Annotated in this window: 13 protein-coding genes; 4 read left to right on the plus strand and 9 right to left on the minus strand. The window is 47.9% G+C overall.

Annotation, left to right across the window (positions count from 1 at the left end; genetic code table 11):
* Window positions 1-83: 83 nt before the first annotated feature.
* The gene (locus QUA53_RS07970; RefSeq protein WP_333096181.1) at window positions 84-1,250 is read right to left on the minus strand and encodes a glycosyltransferase; all 1,167 of its coding nucleotides are present in this window, start codon (window positions 1,248-1,250) and stop codon (window positions 84-86) included.
* A 300-nt stretch (window positions 1,251-1,550) separates the two neighbouring features.
* Here QUA53_RS07970 and QUA53_RS07975 point away from each other — a divergent pair, with 300 nt between their 5' ends.
* The gene (locus QUA53_RS07975; protein ID WP_333096182.1) at window positions 1,551-3,662 is read left to right on the plus strand and encodes an iron uptake porin; all 2,112 of its coding nucleotides are present in this window, start codon (window positions 1,551-1,553) and stop codon (window positions 3,660-3,662) included.
* Between the two features lie 450 nt (window positions 3,663-4,112).
* On the opposite strand, the gene QUA53_RS07980 is transcribed toward QUA53_RS07975, so the two are convergent.
* Window positions 4,113-5,879 (minus strand): NFACT RNA binding domain-containing protein, encoded by a 1,767-nt coding sequence (locus QUA53_RS07980; protein ID WP_333096183.1) that lies wholly within the window; start codon window positions 5,877-5,879, stop codon window positions 4,113-4,115.
* Window positions 5,880-6,108: 229 nt separating this feature from the next.
* Window positions 6,109-7,662, minus strand: a complete 1,554-nt coding sequence (locus QUA53_RS07985; RefSeq protein WP_333096184.1) for an NAD(P)/FAD-dependent oxidoreductase — start codon at window positions 7,660-7,662, stop codon at window positions 6,109-6,111.
* Between the two features lie 252 nt (window positions 7,663-7,914).
* Here QUA53_RS07985 and QUA53_RS07990 point away from each other — a divergent pair, with 252 nt between their 5' ends.
* A complete protein-coding gene (locus QUA53_RS07990) occupies window positions 7,915-8,502 on the plus strand; it encodes a hypothetical protein (RefSeq protein ID WP_333096185.1) in 588 nt (195 codons plus the stop codon).
* A gap of 253 nt (window positions 8,503-8,755) precedes the next feature.
* Here the strand turns inward: QUA53_RS07990 and QUA53_RS07995 are convergent, their stop codons facing one another.
* From QUA53_RS07995 to QUA53_RS08005, 3 genes are all read right to left on the minus strand, one after another.
* Window positions 8,756-9,748: a permease gene (locus QUA53_RS07995; RefSeq protein WP_333096186.1), complete on the minus strand. Its 993-nt coding sequence runs from the start codon at window positions 9,746-9,748 to the stop codon at window positions 8,756-8,758.
* A 16-nt stretch (window positions 9,749-9,764) separates the two neighbouring features.
* Window positions 9,765-9,992, minus strand: a complete 228-nt coding sequence (locus QUA53_RS08000) for a thioredoxin family protein (protein WP_333248782.1) — start codon at window positions 9,990-9,992, stop codon at window positions 9,765-9,767.
* 121 nt (window positions 9,993-10,113) lie between these two features.
* Complete coding sequence (locus QUA53_RS08005) at window positions 10,114-10,434, minus strand: MerR family DNA-binding protein (RefSeq protein ID WP_333096188.1); 321 nt, start codon at window positions 10,432-10,434, stop codon at window positions 10,114-10,116.
* 330 nt (window positions 10,435-10,764) lie between these two features.
* Here QUA53_RS08005 and QUA53_RS08010 point away from each other — a divergent pair, with 330 nt between their 5' ends.
* Window positions 10,765-11,187 carry a transposase family protein gene (locus QUA53_RS08010; RefSeq protein WP_333096189.1) on the plus strand — a complete coding sequence of 141 codons (423 nt, stop codon included), beginning with the start codon at window positions 10,765-10,767 and terminating at the stop codon, window positions 11,185-11,187.
* Between the two features lie 175 nt (window positions 11,188-11,362).
* The gene (locus QUA53_RS08015; protein WP_333096190.1) at window positions 11,363-14,344 is read left to right on the plus strand and encodes a cation-transporting P-type ATPase; all 2,982 of its coding nucleotides are present in this window, start codon (window positions 11,363-11,365) and stop codon (window positions 14,342-14,344) included.
* 98 nt (window positions 14,345-14,442) lie between these two features.
* Here QUA53_RS08015 and QUA53_RS08020 read toward each other — a convergent pair whose 3' ends face one another.
* The 3 genes from QUA53_RS08020 to QUA53_RS08030 form a co-directional block, all read right to left on the minus strand.
* A complete protein-coding gene (locus tag QUA53_RS08020) occupies window positions 14,443-14,922 on the minus strand; it encodes a Uma2 family endonuclease (protein WP_333096191.1) in 480 nt (159 codons plus the stop codon).
* Between the two features lie 115 nt (window positions 14,923-15,037).
* Entirely contained in the window at window positions 15,038-15,175 is a 138-nt protein-coding gene (locus QUA53_RS08025) for a hypothetical protein (protein ID WP_333096192.1), read from the minus strand.
* 50 nt (window positions 15,176-15,225) lie between these two features.
* Window positions 15,226-17,022 carry an ATP-binding protein gene (locus QUA53_RS08030; protein WP_333096193.1) on the minus strand — a complete coding sequence of 599 codons (1,797 nt, stop codon included), beginning with the start codon at window positions 17,020-17,022 and terminating at the stop codon, window positions 15,226-15,228.
* Window positions 17,023-17,359 lie beyond the last annotated feature (337 nt).

Raw genomic sequence — 17,359 nt, forward strand, 5'->3', positions numbered from 1 at the left:
ACAAGGCACTTATGCAGAGGTCTTCTGAAGGCACTTATACAAAGGCAGAAGGAAGATTGTCCCGCTATCGGGTTCTGGCACTCTCAAGCCCCAGACTCGGTAAAATCACGGGAGTGAAATTCCTGATAGCAGCGTTCCACAAAAGCTAGATAGCGCTGCCCAAAAACTTCCGGGGCAAACTGTTCAGCGCGCAACCTGCAGATTTCTGGCCGAAATGTGCCTTGCAACTGCTCAAATTCCTTGACAGCTTCGACTAATGCTGCTGCTGTTTGGGAGGAAAAAAATAAACCAGTCCCTGTCTCTGGGTGTTGGCGAATGTCGAGCACTGTCTCCAAAGCGCCCCCTGCTGCATAGGAAATTACTGGTGTTCCGCAAGCTTGAGCCTCTACCAAAGCTATGCCAAAATCTTCGCAAGCTGCATATACAAACGCTTTCGCCTCTGCCATGTACTTTTCAACTATGGAGGCGGGCTGCCAGCCGAGCACTTGCACGTTGGGTTTGGCGATTTGCCGAATCATTTCTAATTCTGGCCCGGTGCCGATGACAATTAGAGTATGCCCGAGTTGATTGAATGCTTGGACGATCGCACTTACGTTTTTGTAACTTACCAACCGACAAACTGTGACGTAAAAGTCCTGTTTTTGCCGCATCAAGGAAAATCGCTCGATATTTACCGGCGGATAAATCACCTGGGCCCGCCGCCGATAGCAGCGCCAAATTCGGCGCGCAGTGTGTTGAGAGTTAGCGATGAAATAATCAACACGATTGGCGGAAATTACGTCCCACTGCCGCAGTCGATGCAACAAATATCGCGTCAGCAGCCCCGGGATGCCCCGTCCGGCTTTGCTGCTACGCAAATAGTCAAAAGTTAAGTCCCAAGCGTAGCGCATGGGAGTGTGGCAGTAGCAGACGTGCAGTTGCTGGGGACTGGTGAGGATGCCTTTGGCCACAGCGTGGGATGATGAGAGGATGATGTCGTATTCTCGCAGATCTAGTTGTTCGATCGCGATCGGCAGAAATGGCAGATATTTTTGGACGCCGCTGCGGGCCTTGGGAAAGTGCTGCAAAAATGTTGTGCCAATCTGTCGCCCGAAAAGATAGCTTTCGGGATTGGTTGATTCAAAGTCGATGAGGGCATAGACATCTGCCTCGTCTACGTGTTTGAGGATTTCCTGTACTACGAGTTCTGAACCGCCAGTAGCTAAGGGCGTCAACCATTCGTGAACTAGGGCGTATTTGAGTTTTTTCACTTGTATTTGTAGCCGATCGAACGATTTGTTAGCGCCAGTGCTGTCAATATTAGTCTTACTAAGGGATCAACTTACGCAATATCCAGCTATCAACCAGGTTTCTAGGTAGGTATCTAGGTCAAACCAAGGATTTTGGGAATAAACGGAGTTTTTGTCAAATCAACCACAGCAAAACTGCACTCTCCGGCACGGATTTCCCCGATTGTTGACAAGAAATACTATTAGGCGGAATACTAAGGGTGATTTGCGAGCGCCTAAATCTTCGGAACGGGCGATCGGCTCAATGTGGTGTGAGGAAAAATGTCCAAATTTTTGTGGAAGGGACTTTTAGTTAGTCCCGCTGTATTGGCAGCAGGTTTAGTAGTATCTTCGACGGCGCTAGCAGAGCAACCTGTAGAAATTGCCACGGCAGCTCAAACGGATAAATTGCAATTAGCAGGTGCTGCAACCGAGGCAGCCAAGTCTGAGACAGCAAAGCCTGAGACAGCCGAACCAGCGTCACTAGCTAGCAACTTGACTGTTGAAACTATTGAGAAAGAAAGTGCGAACCTCTACGAGGGCTTTCCTTCGGATCGCTTCGCTAACGCTAACGATCCCATCGCCCCAGTTGCCGAACAAGCAAAAGCAACGGAAAACGCAATTGCAGCAGATTTAAGCGAAACCAAACCCGCAGTAGCGCCCGCAAATTTAAGTGCCGAACAACCAGTCGCGCAGCAAATCCCCGCAGTAGCGCCCGCAAACTTAAGCGAAACGCAACCCGCCGCATCACTGGCTAATTTAAACGCAGAAAAACCGGCCGCGCAACCCGAGCAAATTTCGCAATCCAAAGATTCAAGCGCCCAACCTCAAGCACAGTCAAATGTTTTAGAACAAATCAATCAATACAGCGCAGAAGACAGTCGCAGCGAAGATGGGGCTGGCCAAGTAACCTCAGTTTCTCAACTTTCCGACGTTCGGCCCACCGATTGGGCATTCCAAGCTTTGCAATCCCTAGTAGAGCGCTACGGGTGCATAGCTGGCTATCCTGACGGCACTTTTCGCGGCAATAGGGCGATGACTCGCTACGAGTTTGCAGCAGGTTTAAATGCGTGTTTGGATAAAGTTACCGAGCTGATTCAAGGCGGTTCCAGAAGTCTGGCGACGCGAGAAGATTTGGCTTCTGTGCAAAGGTTGCAAGAAGAATTTGCGGCGGAGTTGGCAACTTTGCGCGGCCGCGTCGATGCTTTGGAAGCGCGCGCCTCGGAATTAGAAGCAAATCAGTTTTCAACTACGACTAAACTCAACGGCGAAGTAATATTTGGTTTGGCGGGTATCGCCGGGGGAGAGGATGCCGAGGGCCGCGAAGCTGATAAAACCACGGCTTTTGGCAGCAGGGTTCGGATAAATTTCGACACGAGTTTTTCTGGAGAAGATTTGCTGAGAACTCGACTGCAAGTTTTGAATCTGGGTTCGTTTTCTACGAATAATACGAAAACCGCTGAAGGAGAATTGCGGTTTAACGCCGGGCCTTTTGCCGAGGCTAGCAATACTGTAGGTTTAGATGCGCTGCTTTACCAATTCCCTCTAGGGAAAAACACGACTGTAATTCTCGAAGCCAACGCCGGGGCGGCTGATGATTTTGCTAACACTGTCAACCCTTACTTTGACGGAGACGGTGGCAGCGGTGCTCTTTCTAATTTCGGTACTCGCAACCCGATTTACTATTTGACTGGCGGTTCTGGCATCGCTCTGCGGCATCAGTTTGGGGAAAAACTCGAGCTGAGTTTGGGATATTTGGCCGGCAACGCTGCGAACCCGACACAGGGTAACGGTTTGTTCAACGGTTCTTACGGCGGTTTGGCTCAGTTGACTTTCAAACCGAACGACAACATGGCTTTAGGTTTAACTTACGTTAATTCCTACAACTTCGTTACTGGTACCGGGAGCAATGCTTCTAATTTTCCGGTGCGTCTCGGTTCCTTCGGCCTCGACAGCGACAGCACTCTGCCAGTTACTAGCAATTCCTACGGCGCACAAGCTTCGTGGCGGTTGAACCGCAGATTGGCAATTGGCGGTTGGGCGGGTTACACCAACCAGCGCATTTTATCCAACTTGGCTACTCCTACCGGTTCTGTGCAGAGGGGGGATCAAAAAATCTGGAACTGGGCAGTTACTTTGGCTTTTCCCGATTTGTTGAAAGAAGGAAATGTGGCAGGCATTTTGGTAGGTATGGAGCCGCGGGTGACGAGTTCTACTAATCGGACTTTGCCGGAAGATAAGGATACTTCGCTGCACGTTGAAGGTTTTTATCAGTTTAAGTTGAGCGACAATATTTCTATCACTCCCGGCCTGATTTGGCTAACTGCTCCTGACCACAATAAGAATAATTCTGATTTGGTGATTGGGGTGGTCAGAACGACGTTTACTTTCTAGGAGAAGCCCACACCGATTTTAGATTTTAGATTGGCGGTTGTAATCTAAAATCGCCAATCTAAAATTGTCCTAACTTGGGTTTAAGGTTTCAACAAAAACGACCAGCTTTAGCAAAAGCTGGTCTGCACAAATAGTTAAATCCGTTGTGTTCCCACAGTGTTGTTCTCACAGTGAGGAAACCCAAGTTGCACGTTTCTTTGCAAAGGGTTCTAAAAGAAATATCATCTCTCTTAAGTGGTACTATAACAACAAAATTTAATTTTATGTAATAAAACTTTACATTACAGGCGGTTTTTAATTTTTAGGACGATCGCACTTTTTTGCACTTTGTATAATACAACCTGTTTCAAAAACCCAGTCTATACGTAGGTTGATGCCTACCAAACCTTTTATTTTGCGAAAAAACGAGGTTTCGAGGGCCGATAGACCCTTTTACTCACTTTATATAAATCAAGCCGGAGCTTGCTGCGGTCTGCCCCAGACAATTCGCTCCTGCTTGTATACAACCATACCCGGTTTCGCGCCTTTCGGCTTGTATACATATTTCGGTTCTGTATAAACCACGGGGACTTGTTCGCTGTGGCGGGCGCGGCTGTAGTAAGCAGTCATGTCGGCGGCAAATTGCAAATCGGTTTCTTCAGCCACAGTACCGGGTTTGAGACGCAGCAAAGCGTGACTTCCGGGAATCTCTAGGGTGTGGAACCACAAGTCGTAGTCGTTGGCGGTGCGAAAAGTGAGTTGGTCGTTTTGGCGATTGTTGCGCCCGATTAATAATTCAAAGCCGCTGGGAGTTTGGTAGCGATGAAATTCGATCGCAGCATTTTTGTCGGTACTGCGATAATCTGGTACGTCTAGATATTTTTGCTGGATCAGTTCTTCGCGGATTTCGGCGAGGGTTTGCAAATCTTGGGTGTTGCGGTAGGTTTCCAATACCGAAAGTGCGACTTCAACTTGTTCTAAATAGTCGATTTCTTCCTGTACCGCGGCTAACAAAGGTTCTACTGCAATGCGTGCTCTTTTAAGTTTTTGGTGTTTTTTGTAGAGGGCTTGAGCGTTTTGAACGGCGTTTTTTTCCGGGTTTAGGGAAATGATAACTGGTTTCTCGGTTTCAAAGTCAGGGAGAGAAATTGATTTCATTCCTGGTTCCCAATGCTGCAAATTTGCCATCAGCAAGTCGGCTTGGGATTTGTGGGTGTCGGCGTCTGCTGATTGCTGCAAGCGTTCTTTAAATGTGTTGGCTTTGAGGCGCAGTTTGGCTAAGACGTTGTTGAGTTTTTGGGTAAGCTGATGCCGCAGTTGGGCGAATACTTCTTGATTGATTTCGCCTGTGTAGTAGCTGTTAAGTAATTCTTGAACGGAAGAGAAGGAAGAACGAACAGAGGAGTTAGATTCGTTTGCAGTTTCTGCCTCTTTTGCATTTGGTGCGGGCCAATCGATGACGGTGTAGCCTTCGGGGGTAAAACTCGGGTGAAATTTCGAGTTTTCTAGACATTGCAGCCAGTATAGCCAGCGCTGGAATAGTTGCTGCCAGTCGTCGGGATTGAGGCTGTCGGTGGATTGTTCGGGGTCTAAAGAAGCCGATCGAATCATTGACAAAACTAAGGCTTTACTCATCCCTCGGTAATTCTTCAACAGATTGCCCTTTAATTTCCCAGGAACCAGGCTAATTCGCGATTGCCAGCGGTTTTGTGATTCGCTCAAACTCGGCACTGCATCGGTCAAAGACGGGGGCATTTCGTAGGGTTGCCCGGTTTGGATTGGACGGACGGTGGACTGTTTGGCGCTGACTTGGTGGGCGCAGGTGACAACGAGGTTGTCTCGGGCGGTGAGGATGACGTTGCTGTACTTGCCCATAATTTCGGCGTACAAGTGCCAGAGGGCTGGTTCTCCGGGGCGTTTGGCGAATTGCAAGTCGATGACTCTTTCCCAGGATGAAACGGGGGCGATGGAAACTAAGGCTAAACCGCTGAGTTGATGCCGCAGTTGTTCGCTGAAGGTGAAGGTGTCGGGAATGCGGGGCGGGGGGTCGCCGACGCAGATGCGGGCGGCCACAGGATGCCAGGAAAGGTCAATCCAGCCGCGCCCTTTCATGGTACGCAGCGCCAGGGACACTGTGAAGCGATCGCGCTGGTAGACTTGTTCTAAGCGCGCTGGCAGCCATTGGGCTCGCAGTTCGCTGCAAGTGGCGGTTAAAGTTGTAAAGTCTACGGGTTGCACGGTATTCTCAGGGCGATCGAACTATCTATTTCTATGCTGACAGATATCGGTCACATTTTACTAATTATATAAAATTATTGTTTACTCTTGCTTTCCGTCCTTCCCTAGGAAAGCTCTTCAATAATTTCGTTAACAAATAACTAATAACTAATAGACATCTCCTAAAAAGCAGGTTTTGAACAGGCAGGGTAACTGTTCCACAAGAATTATGGCAGATATCTAATAACAACTAACTAATAACTTCCCGAATCAATTGCAAATGTTTGTACAAAGGTGCGATCGTATTCGCTGCGATCGCACCGCTAGCAGCAACAGCGGGCAAACCAATTCCCGGAAACGTCGAATCTCCGCAGCAAAACAGCCCCGCTAAAGGTGTTATCGGCCCGGGAAACAAGCCGCTACCCGCCCGAATTCCGGGCCCGTAGGAACCGCGATGGCGGCGCAAAAACCGTTCGTGGGTGAGTGGTGTCCCAACTAAGGTGACTTCGCAGCGCGATCGAATATCGGGAATAATTCTCTCTAAGGCTTCCCACATTACCTCGGCGCGCGCTTGTTTTTGCAGATTGTACTCTTCGCTGGTGCGATCGAGCTTTTGCCACAAATCGTAAGGCTCGTTTCCGGGGGTATATGCGTGAATGACGTGCTTTCCCGGAGGCGCGAGGTGGGGGTCGAGGAGGGAGGGAATCGAGACGAGAACGACGTTCTGAGGGGCTGAAACGCCCATTTCCCAGTCTTTGACGAAAATGTAGTGACAAGCCAAGTCCGATCGCACTCCGGCAGCATCAATTCCCAGATGCAGGTGCATGAAGCTGTCGCACTCGGGCGTCGCCTGCCGCTGTTGCCGAAACCTTTGCGGGACAGAGGTTTCAGGCAAGAGTTTCAGGGTATCCCAAACGGAAGCGTTGGAGACGACGGCTTTGTGCGATCGAATAATTTTGCCCGAACGCAGCCGCACGCCCGCAGCCCGGTTGTTTTCCACCAAAACTTCTGCAACGTGGGAATTTAGCAACAACCGCCCTCCGTGGCGCTCTAAACCGCGTACCAGGGCATTTACCAACGCTGCACTACCGCCGATCGGATAGTCCAAAACTGCATTGGGGCGATACCAGTCGGCGAACATGAATGCGACTTCGGCTGCGATCGTTCCGTCGGCGGGAAGTCCAGACAGCAGGAAACACAACAAGTTCAGCCAATTTCTGACAAAGGGATCTTTGACATTTTTGTCCATAATTTTGCTGAAAGGGCCTGCAAGTGCGATCGCGTCGCCAGCACTTTGCAGGAAAGCCGGCGCAAATTGGCCGAGGGTAAAAACACTGCCCAAATCGAAGCGCAAAGCCAGGGAGGGCAAGGCTATGGCAGCTTTGGCGTAGGGCTGCATGATGCGCTGGAGTTGCCGCCATTCGGCGACTGCTGCCGCGCCGCGCAGTTGTGCGAGCACTTCGCCAAATTGACTCGCACCAACGGATGTGTCGAAATCGCCTTCTGGCAAACAGCAACCCCAGGTATCGTAGGTGATGCAGGGGAGTTTTTCGCCGATCGCATCCAAAACTTGCCGCAGCGGATTCGCAGACGGGCTGTAGGATAATCCTGAGTACAGGGAGGGCCCGGAGTCGAAGCTAAATCCGCCGCGTTCAAAACCGTGTGCGGCGCCGCCCGCGATCGAATGGCTTTCGCAGACAATCACGTCAAAGCCATAGCGGGCCAGCAGTGCACCGCAACTTAACCCGCCAATGCCGCTGCCGATGACGATGATTTCTGTGTCTGTGGGGGGGATCGCAACCATGTTTTTCTCCGCTACTTCAGCTAATATTATCAATGTCTTGCAGCTTTACGACTTACGCATTTAACAGATGCGATCGTCCCTAGCCCTCCAAAACACAAGGGGAGTAGGGGGTGGGATAAGAAGCTGTCAAAGCCCCCCTTAATCAGGGCGAAGAATCTGTAAAAGTCAACCCCTAATCCCCGATTTTTTGGGGGATTTACGGAGATTTCGACTCAGCTACCACCCTTAAAATACAACTCTGTATATTATTAAATGGAAAATATATCTATTCTAGAACAAGCTGCCAAATCTAATTCTAAACCATCTCCCGACGCTGTAGTCGCCGCTCTCATAGAAGCTGAGAAAAACGCGAAAAAAAATAAAATTCGCTATTCTTTCGAGCAATTAATCGGCAACTGGCAACTCTGCTTTATCACCGGCACCAAAAAGACTCGACAAAAAGCGGGGATTGTCTTGGGTGCGGGACGTTATATTCCTGAGTGGATTGCGAAAATTAAAATTGCTTATTCGGCGGAACCTGTTGCTGAAGGAGTAGAGAATACCGAAATTGGCAGTGTGGAGAATTCGGTGCAAGTTGGGGCGATCAGACTAACTCTTTCGGGGCCGACTAAGTTTTTGGTTAATAAAAATATTTTAGCTTTTGATTTTACCAGAATTACGGTGAAATTGTTGGGGAAAACTGTGTATCAAGGATTTATTCGCGGTGGAGAAGCGCGGGAGGCGGAATTTTTTAGTTTGAGTGTGGGGAAGCAGGCATTTTTTGCATATTTTTTGGTAGAAGATGGGATAATTGCGGCTAGGGGAAGGGGCGGCGGATTGGCTTTGTGGGGGAGAGTTTAGAGCAATTGAGGATGCGATCGAGTAATTGTTTTTGATAGCAGTCAGGTATTGGCGAATTCCCAGGGGATTGTTGACCCGAAATACAGTCGAGATTTCCTGCATATGAACCCAGAAGGCTATGCGGGACTCAACTAAGATATAGCAATCCTCGCATCATTTGTGAATTTCTTACTCCCTCCCCGCGAGTTCGGGGAGGGTTGGGGTGGGGTGAAAAATTTACGACTCCGGCAAGGATTGCTGTAGTAGGTTGCAGCTAAGCAAGAAGAGCATTGAATAAATAGCCGATACTGATTATGCCAAGAGTCATTAGGCTGATGAAAACAGCTAAAAGTTGAGGGCGAAGAACTTTTTTCAGAATGACCATCTCAGGTAATGAAAGAGCGGTAACAGCCATTGTGAAGGCTAACACAGTTCCGAGGGGCATTCCTTTGTTAACCAGTGCTTCAGTAATCGGCATTACACCAGCAATATTCGCATAGAGTGGCACACCTAAAAGAACAGCAATAGGAACGGCTAAGGGGTTGTCACGTCCTGCTATTTGGGTGACTAAAGTAGTCGGAACATAACCATGAATTCCTGCACCGATCGCAATTCCTAAAACCACATAAAGCCAAACGGATTGCACAATTTGACTCGATTGAAACCATCCCTGTTCAAATCGCTGGTTCCAAGTGAGCTGATTAGATTCAAATTCATCTGTTTGAGCCTCTAGTGATCGGGATTTTTGGAGTTCCCAAACAAAGGGTTCCACCCATTTTTCTAATTTTAGTAATCCGATCGTATATCCAGCCACGATCGCCAATCCAACGCCGAAGCCGATATAAAGAAGCGTAACCTTCAACCCAAATAATCCCCAGATTAACACCACCGCCACCTCATTGACCATTGGTGCTGAGATCAGATAGGAAAATGTGACTCCTAAAGGAACACCTGCTTCCAAAAATCCCATAAAAAGAGGAACCGCCGAACAGGAGCAAAACGGTGTAATAATGCCCACAATAGCCGCCAGGATATTCCCCCCGAAGGTGCGCTTGCCTTCTAACCAATGCCGGACTTTCTCTGGTTCTAAAAAGCTTTGAAATGTACCAAAAATAAAACTGATTACAATCAGCAATGTTAAAACTTTAGGTACATCGTAAAGGAAAAAATGTAAACTGGCTCCGAGGTGAGATTTTATCGATAAACCCAAGAGGCGAGTCACAATCTGAGTAGCTAACCAGTCGAACGGATAAAACGGATCGAACATGGTTTTTCTCCAATTATTAGAGTTGTAATAGTCTCTGAATTTCTGCGCTCGTGATCACTTTTCCTTTGCTGACGACTTTCGCGTTGATGGTCAATGCTGGAGTAGACATAACACCGCGTTTAGCAATTTCGATCGGGTCGGTGATGTGCAGGATTTCAGCTTCTAAATTCAAAGCGGCGATCGCCTCCTTGGCATTAGCTTCCAACTGCTGACATTTTTTACAACCCGCTCCTAATATTTCCATCTCCATCGCCTTCATAGCATGGCTCCTTTTTTATTTTACTTATGTAATTCTGTTCAGTTATAGGCTCAGGTAGAGCTAAATTTTACAGTCAAGATGCTCTTTTAGCGCGCGCTGCTTCTGGTTATTTTTCAAGAACGAGGCTTTGATAAGTTGGGTCGGGCTGCTCTAATTTGGTTTGACCTTGATCGACCAAAGGCACTAGCTCATCATGCAGCGATCGCAATTGTCGAATGTTGTCCTCAATTGCCTGAACTTTCTTGTTTAGTCTGTCATCGACGGCTTTACAGGCGAGTAATTGCCCATCTTCCAACGCTATAATTTCCTTAATTTCCTCAAGACTTCGCCCTAAAGACTTGGCACTAGAAATAAAGGCAAGTAGTTCCATATCCTGCCGGCTAAAGAGGCGATCGCCCGCTTCAGTCCACTGGGGAGATGGGCTCAATCCAATACGCCCATAAAAATATAGAATAGAGTTTGTGGATTCAGTCCTAAACGACGAAAGACTTCGCCCAATTGGAACATTGGTATTATCTCCATTGCAACCTATTAAACTAATACTATACCCTATATCAAGGTATAGAGTATAGGGTGAGAAGTTAAGATTTGTTGAAGCTACTGGATGCAGGGTCAGCTCATCAAATTTGGTAACAATTGTACTTGCCAGACAAAAACCTAGTATTGTGCAGAGAGACCTATTTTTTAAAACCTCTCCAGGAAACAGCATTATGTCTCAGGGCTTTAAAATTAAATCTGTTGATAAAAAAATGGCACTGTGAAAAATCCCAAAGCTGTGGTAGAAATTGGAGTTATTCAAGAAAATTTAGTCAAGCACTTTAGAGGACTCAAAAACCCAAGATTAGAGCGAACCAAGAGACATCAACTCACCGACATCTTAGTAATTGCAATCTTAGCTATAATTGGCGGGGCGAGGGGTATTGAAAACGAAGCTCATTGGACTTTTAATTGTACTTTTGCCTCAGATGCTTGCCGGATTCGCTCTTTCCCGATTCCGCGCAATTTTGCTATTCTACAACGTATTGTACTCAATGCTATCAATCGCAAACAGACTCATAAACGTAGTATTATACAAAAAATGAAACGGACATCTATGGACAACGTTTATATGACTCAAGTTCTCAGTTCTTGTTTTAAAAACTCTACATTAGATTCCTTGTATTCCTTATGTAAAACCTAATTGATGTGTTCTTACCCTGCTACAGTATGCAATATTATCAGTATTAAAAGCCGAGAAAATATCTGCACAGTGGCAGCTCTATCCCCTGGATTTTGTAAGAAAAATTAAATTTACGCAAATTCGTTGGAAAATATGCCAAAAATGATTGCATTACCTATTTCTAAGGTGGGGATGTATGGCGATACCGCATCAACCAATTTGGACCCTATCACCAGAAGATGTATATCAATCCTTTGAAATCAGCGAGAACGGGTTGTCTGATGAGGAAGCTTTCGATCGACTCGTAAAATTTGGCACGAATGAGTTGCCAGAACCCGCACATCGCCCTCTGTGGCTGAGATTTACCGATCAGTTAAGGCACTTTATGGCCCTGCTGCTATGGGTGGCAGGGATTTTGGCATTCATTTCGGGAACCCCTCAATTAGGTTGGGCAATCTGGGCGGTGATCGGGATTAATGCTGTATTCAGTTTTTGGCAAGAGTTTCAAGCAGAGCAAGCATTAGCGGCCTTAAAGAACGTGTTACCGATGCAGGTGAAAGTGTATCGGAATGGGGAACTAAAGCAGATTCCGGCACGGGAACTGGTGCGTGGAGATGTGATGCAATTGGAAGAGGGCGATCGCATCTCTGCGGATGCTCGGTTAGTTACTGCCGAAAGCCTGTATTTGGATATTTCTGTAATGACTGGCGAATCGCTTCCTGTTGCCCGTAACGCTCATCCGGTGCGGGTGCGCGAAGCTGCATCAATCCGGGCTGGCAAAACCATACCAGCGGGCGAACATCCCTTACAAGAAAAGGTCAATCTGGCGGAAATCCCAAATTTGGTGCTGGCAGGCTCGACGGTTTCGTCAGGAAGGGGCGTTGCTGTGGTGTATGCCACGGGAGCACAAACCGAGTTTGGTCACGTCGCCCATCTCACCGCCGTTGTGAAACGGGAACCCAGCACGTTGGAAGTGCAGGTGGCTGATATTGTGCGGATCATCACTGCGATCGCCCTTGGTATGGGAGTTCTGGTATTTCTGCTGACATACCTGCTGGTGGGGATGGAGCTCAAAGAGAGCTTTATTTTTGGGATCGGGATCATTGTGGCGCTAGTGCCAGAGGGGTTACTGCCGACGGTTACTTTGTCATTGGCGATCGGGGTGCGGCGAATGGTGCGCCGTAATGCTTTGGTGCGTCGTCTTTCGGCTGTGGAAACCCTGAGCGCTACAACGGTGATCTGCACCGACAAAACCGGAACGTTGACTAAAAACGAAATGACGGTGCATTATCTCTGGCTTCCCTGGGAATCTTCGGAGAACAGCCCAAATCCTGCCAGCCAAGAGTCGGCTGTCTTACCACCTCTTAACGGCAAGCAGAAATCTCATCCACCGATGACGCCGACTCTGATTGAAGTGACGGGCGCTGGATACGATCCTACGGCTGGTGAGGTTCAGATTCCCGCGAATTTTGAAGCATCCTGGAAAGTCAATTTGTTGCTTACGGGGGCGGCACTTTGCTCGAATGCACGGCTGATTCACCTGACAGCGCCTAGCCGTTGGCAAGAAATTGGCGATCCAACAGAAGCGGCTCTGCTGGTGGCTGCTGCCAAAGCCGGATTGAATCTGGAAACTTTGCAAAAACAGCTTCCCCGCTTGCGGGAGGTGCCTTTTGATTCTCGTCGCCGGATGATGACGGTGGTGCTGGACTGGCGATCGTCCGCGCTATGGAACAGCGATTTGCCGAACCTGGCTTTTACCAAGGGGGCACCGCTGGAAGTGTTGCGACACTGCACATCTATCTTGCGGAATGGAACTCTCTCCGAACTCACTCAATCCGAGTCGAATGAAATAGTTGCGGCTAACGATGAGTTAGCCCAGCAGGGCTTTCGGGTTTTGGGGGTGGCGGCGCGCCGTGGGGGAAGTGAAATGTTGGATTTGCGATCGCAAGACTTAGAGCAAAACTTGATTTTTATTGGTCTGGTGGCGATGTTTGACCCGCCCCGTCCAGAGGTAAGAGAGGCTCTTGCTCAGTGCCATCAGGCAGGAATTAAGGTGACGATGGTGACGGGTGACTATGGACTGACTGCTGAGGCGATCGCCCGCAAAATTGGATTAGTTACCGATTCTGTACGGGTGGTAACGGGTGAAGGCATGGGGCATCTGTCGGATGCTCAATTGCAACAAATGCTGAAATATCGATCGGGGCTAGTGTTTGCTCGGATGTCTCCTGAGCATAAGCTGCGACTGGTGGAAGCCTATAAAACGATCGGGGATGTAGTTGCGGTGACGGGGGATGGAGTCAATGATGCACCAGCATTAAGGGCTGCCCATATTGGCATCGCGATGGGGATGAATGGCACGGATGTGGCACGAGAAGCCGCCGATATTGTCCTTACCGATGACAACTTTGCGACGATCGTTGTCGCGATTGAGGAGGGGCGAGCCGTGCATCAAAACATCCGCAAATTTATGACCTACATCCTGGCATCAAACCTGCCGGAATTAGTACCATTTCTGTTCATGGTGGCGTTGAAAATTCCTCCTGCACTGGTGATCATGCAGATTCTTGCTATTGATTTAGGAACTGATATAGTGCCTGCATTGGCATTGGGTGCAGAAAAGGCAGAAGCCGGAACCATGCAGCAGCCCCCCCGGAAAAAATCGCAACCGCTTCTCGATCGGTCTCTGCTGTTGCGCGCCTATGGCTTCTTGGGATTGCTGGAAGCTGCCCTAGCGATGGCAGCATTTTTTGTGGTGTGGTGGAGTTACGGTTATGACTTGGCAGAATTACAAGCAGCAACGCCAAGCATTCTGTCTCGTTCAGCAGATGCCGCTACGATCGCCATCTATACTCAAGCCATCACTATGACTCTGGCATCGGTTGTGGCTTGTCAAACGGGCAATGTCTTTGCCTGCCGATCGGAACGCGGATCAATTTTGCGGCTTGGATTCTTTTCTAATCCACAAATCTGGCTCGGAATTGCCATTGAATGGATTTTAGTGGCGATCGTAATCAATAACGAATTTCTGAGTCGCATCTTTTCGACAGCACCTTTAACGCCCTGGCAATGGCTGCTATTGCTGGTGTGTCCACCGATCGTTTTAGGAGCAGAAGAACTACGAAAAGTCGTGTTTCCTGGGAAATTCAGGCCCAATCAGAGCCTGTCAGGCAATTAGGTTGAATTTTGTGAACACTTGCTACTCCTAACTGCTGACGATCGCATTTACGGATACAGATACATCTAGAAATGCGATCGGGTTAATTGTTCCGCCTGTTAGCGTGAATTTAGAGGCGTAATCCCCGTCTTGAGGGTCTCGAAATACGAACAACTGTCTCTTTTTGAGGCTAACTGCCAGTATTCGGGGATGCCAACTTCAGCGTAGATTTTGGTTTTCGTCTCTACATCTTTGACGAGTGTGGAATCAGAGTATTCAATCACCCAAAAAATGTTTTCTGGATAGGAGTGATGTTCGAGGTATGTGCGACCCAAGGGCTGTACGATCGCGAGATCTGGTTCTGGTTCTGAGTTGTTAGGAAGAGTAATCGGTTGTGCCGAGCGGATTGTAGCGCGATCGCCCAACAGCCGAATCAGATACGTTCCTGCTTCGCTGCTAAAATAGGCGTGGGGTTTCCCTTCCGGCGATATTTCTACAATTTCTCCTTTTAGTAATTCTACGCGCCGATTTTCCAAGATACCTGCAGATATCATTTGGTGGTATTGGGCGATCGTCCATTTAGCTGCAACTACGCTCATGGCGATGTTTTTTTGTTGCTTTCTAATCTTTGATTGTAGTCCATAGCTCTTATCATTACTGCATTAACAGTTCGCGCCTCCTCAAAAATATGGATCGCGTTGACCGCTCACAGTCTCAAAAATCTGGCGAATCCCCAAAATTGATCGCCCCGAACTTTCTCGCAAACCCGATCGCGAAACCTAATCTTTCTGTGCGATCGCCCCCACTCACCAGGCTAAAGCATTTTGACATCAAGCCAGAGGTTTGAAACATAAATTTTCGCCCCTCTGCCTACCCCCTAAATCTCTCGCCCAAACATCACATCACCCATTTCCCGCTGGTATCCGCACAGTGAAAATAGATCCTTTTCCCTTTTCGCTTTCTACCAAAATTTCCCCGCCCATCATCTGACAGTAGTAGCGGCTAAGTGTCAGCCCCAAGCCGGCGCCGTCGTACGGTCGCGTTGATGAACAGTCAGCTTGCACAAAAGCTTCAAACAATTTGTGCTGTTGTTCTTGCGACATTCCAATTCCGGTATCCTTAACCGATAAGCAAATCCAATCCGACTCTTCAACATTCAGCAGAGGACAAGCGATCGCCGCAGAATTAGTTTCATCGGCAGGTATTGGATCGTCAATCGCCGATCGCCCTGCTGCATTCAACTTGCCGCTTCCTTCAATGCGCCTGACAGTTAGTTTAACTCTGCCGTTTTTGGTGAACTTAGCAGCATTACTCAGCAGGTGCATCAAAACCTGCCGCACTTTTTTGAAATCTGCGTGCATGATACCCGCAGTTCGATCGCACTCAATCTCTAAAACATTGCCATTTTTTTCTACCAACGGTTTCGCGGCACACGCAACATTGTCAACAAGGGATTCGATGTCAAACTCTTGGATTTCGAGTTTCATCCCCCCTGCTTCAATTTTTGACAAATCGAGGATATCGTTAATCAAAGATAGCAGGTGCGTGCCCGCCTTCTGAATCTTCTGCAAGTCGGGTACAAACTCATCAAATCCCGCATCTTGGGCATCTTCTGAAAGTAGTTGACTGTAGCCGATAATCGCATTTAAAGGAGTCCGCAATTCGTGGCTCATGTTTGCTAAAAACTGGCTTTTAGCAGTGTTAGCGGTGACGGCGGCTTCCTTAGCTTGTTTCAATTCTTTTGTATGTTCCGAAACTCGCTCGATTAGGTGATTGAGAGACGCAGCTAATGAGCCTATTTCGTCTTGTCCGGTGACGGAGGCTCGCAAATCAAAATTCGACTCGGCGGCCACTTGTTTGGCAATCTGAGTGACGCTCACGACTGGTTTAGCGATCGCCCGACTGGTACGGTCAGCCACCATTCCGGCTACCACGACCGACAGCAGCATACTAATAATAATTATGGCTTTTTCCATTCCTTGAGCGTCTTCCATCACTTCACCGCCTTGCCCCTCTTGCTGCTGGGCAATATCGAGGATTTGTCTCAATCTCTCAAGGCTGCTGTTGAGCTGTTTTACACCTTCTCCGCTTTCTGTGGCCAACAATTTTGTGGCCGACTCTATCTCCCGACGTGACCTTTGCGATTGCTGGATTTGCTGCAAAGCTGACTTGAGAGTATCGGCATAGGATTCTAAATCTTCCGTGCAATCTTGTAGTAAACTTTTGAGAACTTCCGGCTTTGCTGCCAGCCAAGCAGGTTGGCTATCGGCAAACTTTTCTATGCGTAACCGCAGCTCTTTTGCCTGTAAAATGCTCTTAACAAACTGCTCTTCTTGAAGTTTCAGCTTGGCGGAATTATCTACAAAAGCAGCTAGCTGTGATCCCTGCAATTGTGCCGCCATCGCTGCATCTTTAAAATTGCCTAGTAATTGCGCTTGTAGGTGAGCGTCATTGAATTGTTTTAATCCTTGTCCTTGGTAGTAATCAGCAATTACCAGCCCGCTCAAAGAGCCAAAAAATCCGATTCCTATTGCCAGAAAATACCCGCGACCAATTTTTTTATGGATGGACAAAGCACCAATTTTATATGGCCAAGTTTGGCGGAGTTTTAAGGATGGTATTTCTACAAAATCCTTGCTGGATATTTTATTGTGTGCAGTTTCTAGAGAAGCGACTCGTTCAGAAATAAAGAGCGGCATCAGTTTACCTACCTTGCTATTTTTTTGTTTATCTTTCGCGTTGCCACAGGTTCTTTCTGCGGGTTAAATGGTTCTAACTCTCGATTAAACTCGCCTTGGTATTCCCAAACGGCAACTGATAAACTTGCTTCGTTCCCGGTTTTTTTTAGCAAGTTAATTTTGGACATATGCAACCGCTGTATTCTGCTAAAATCTACCACGCTCTTAAGTTCTCCAAATGGAAAGCTTGTCTGTTTAACCGTAGACATCTGCGAAAAAGCATCTGAAACTATTGTCGAGTCAGAGGAGAAACTTAAATTCGGTTGATGTCTAAGAGATAATTAGGCTGTTGATGACT

It is taken from the genome of Microcoleus sp. Pol12B3 (genome assembly GCF_036701355.1).
GTDB lineage: Bacteria > Cyanobacteriota > Cyanobacteriia > Cyanobacteriales > Microcoleaceae > Microcoleus.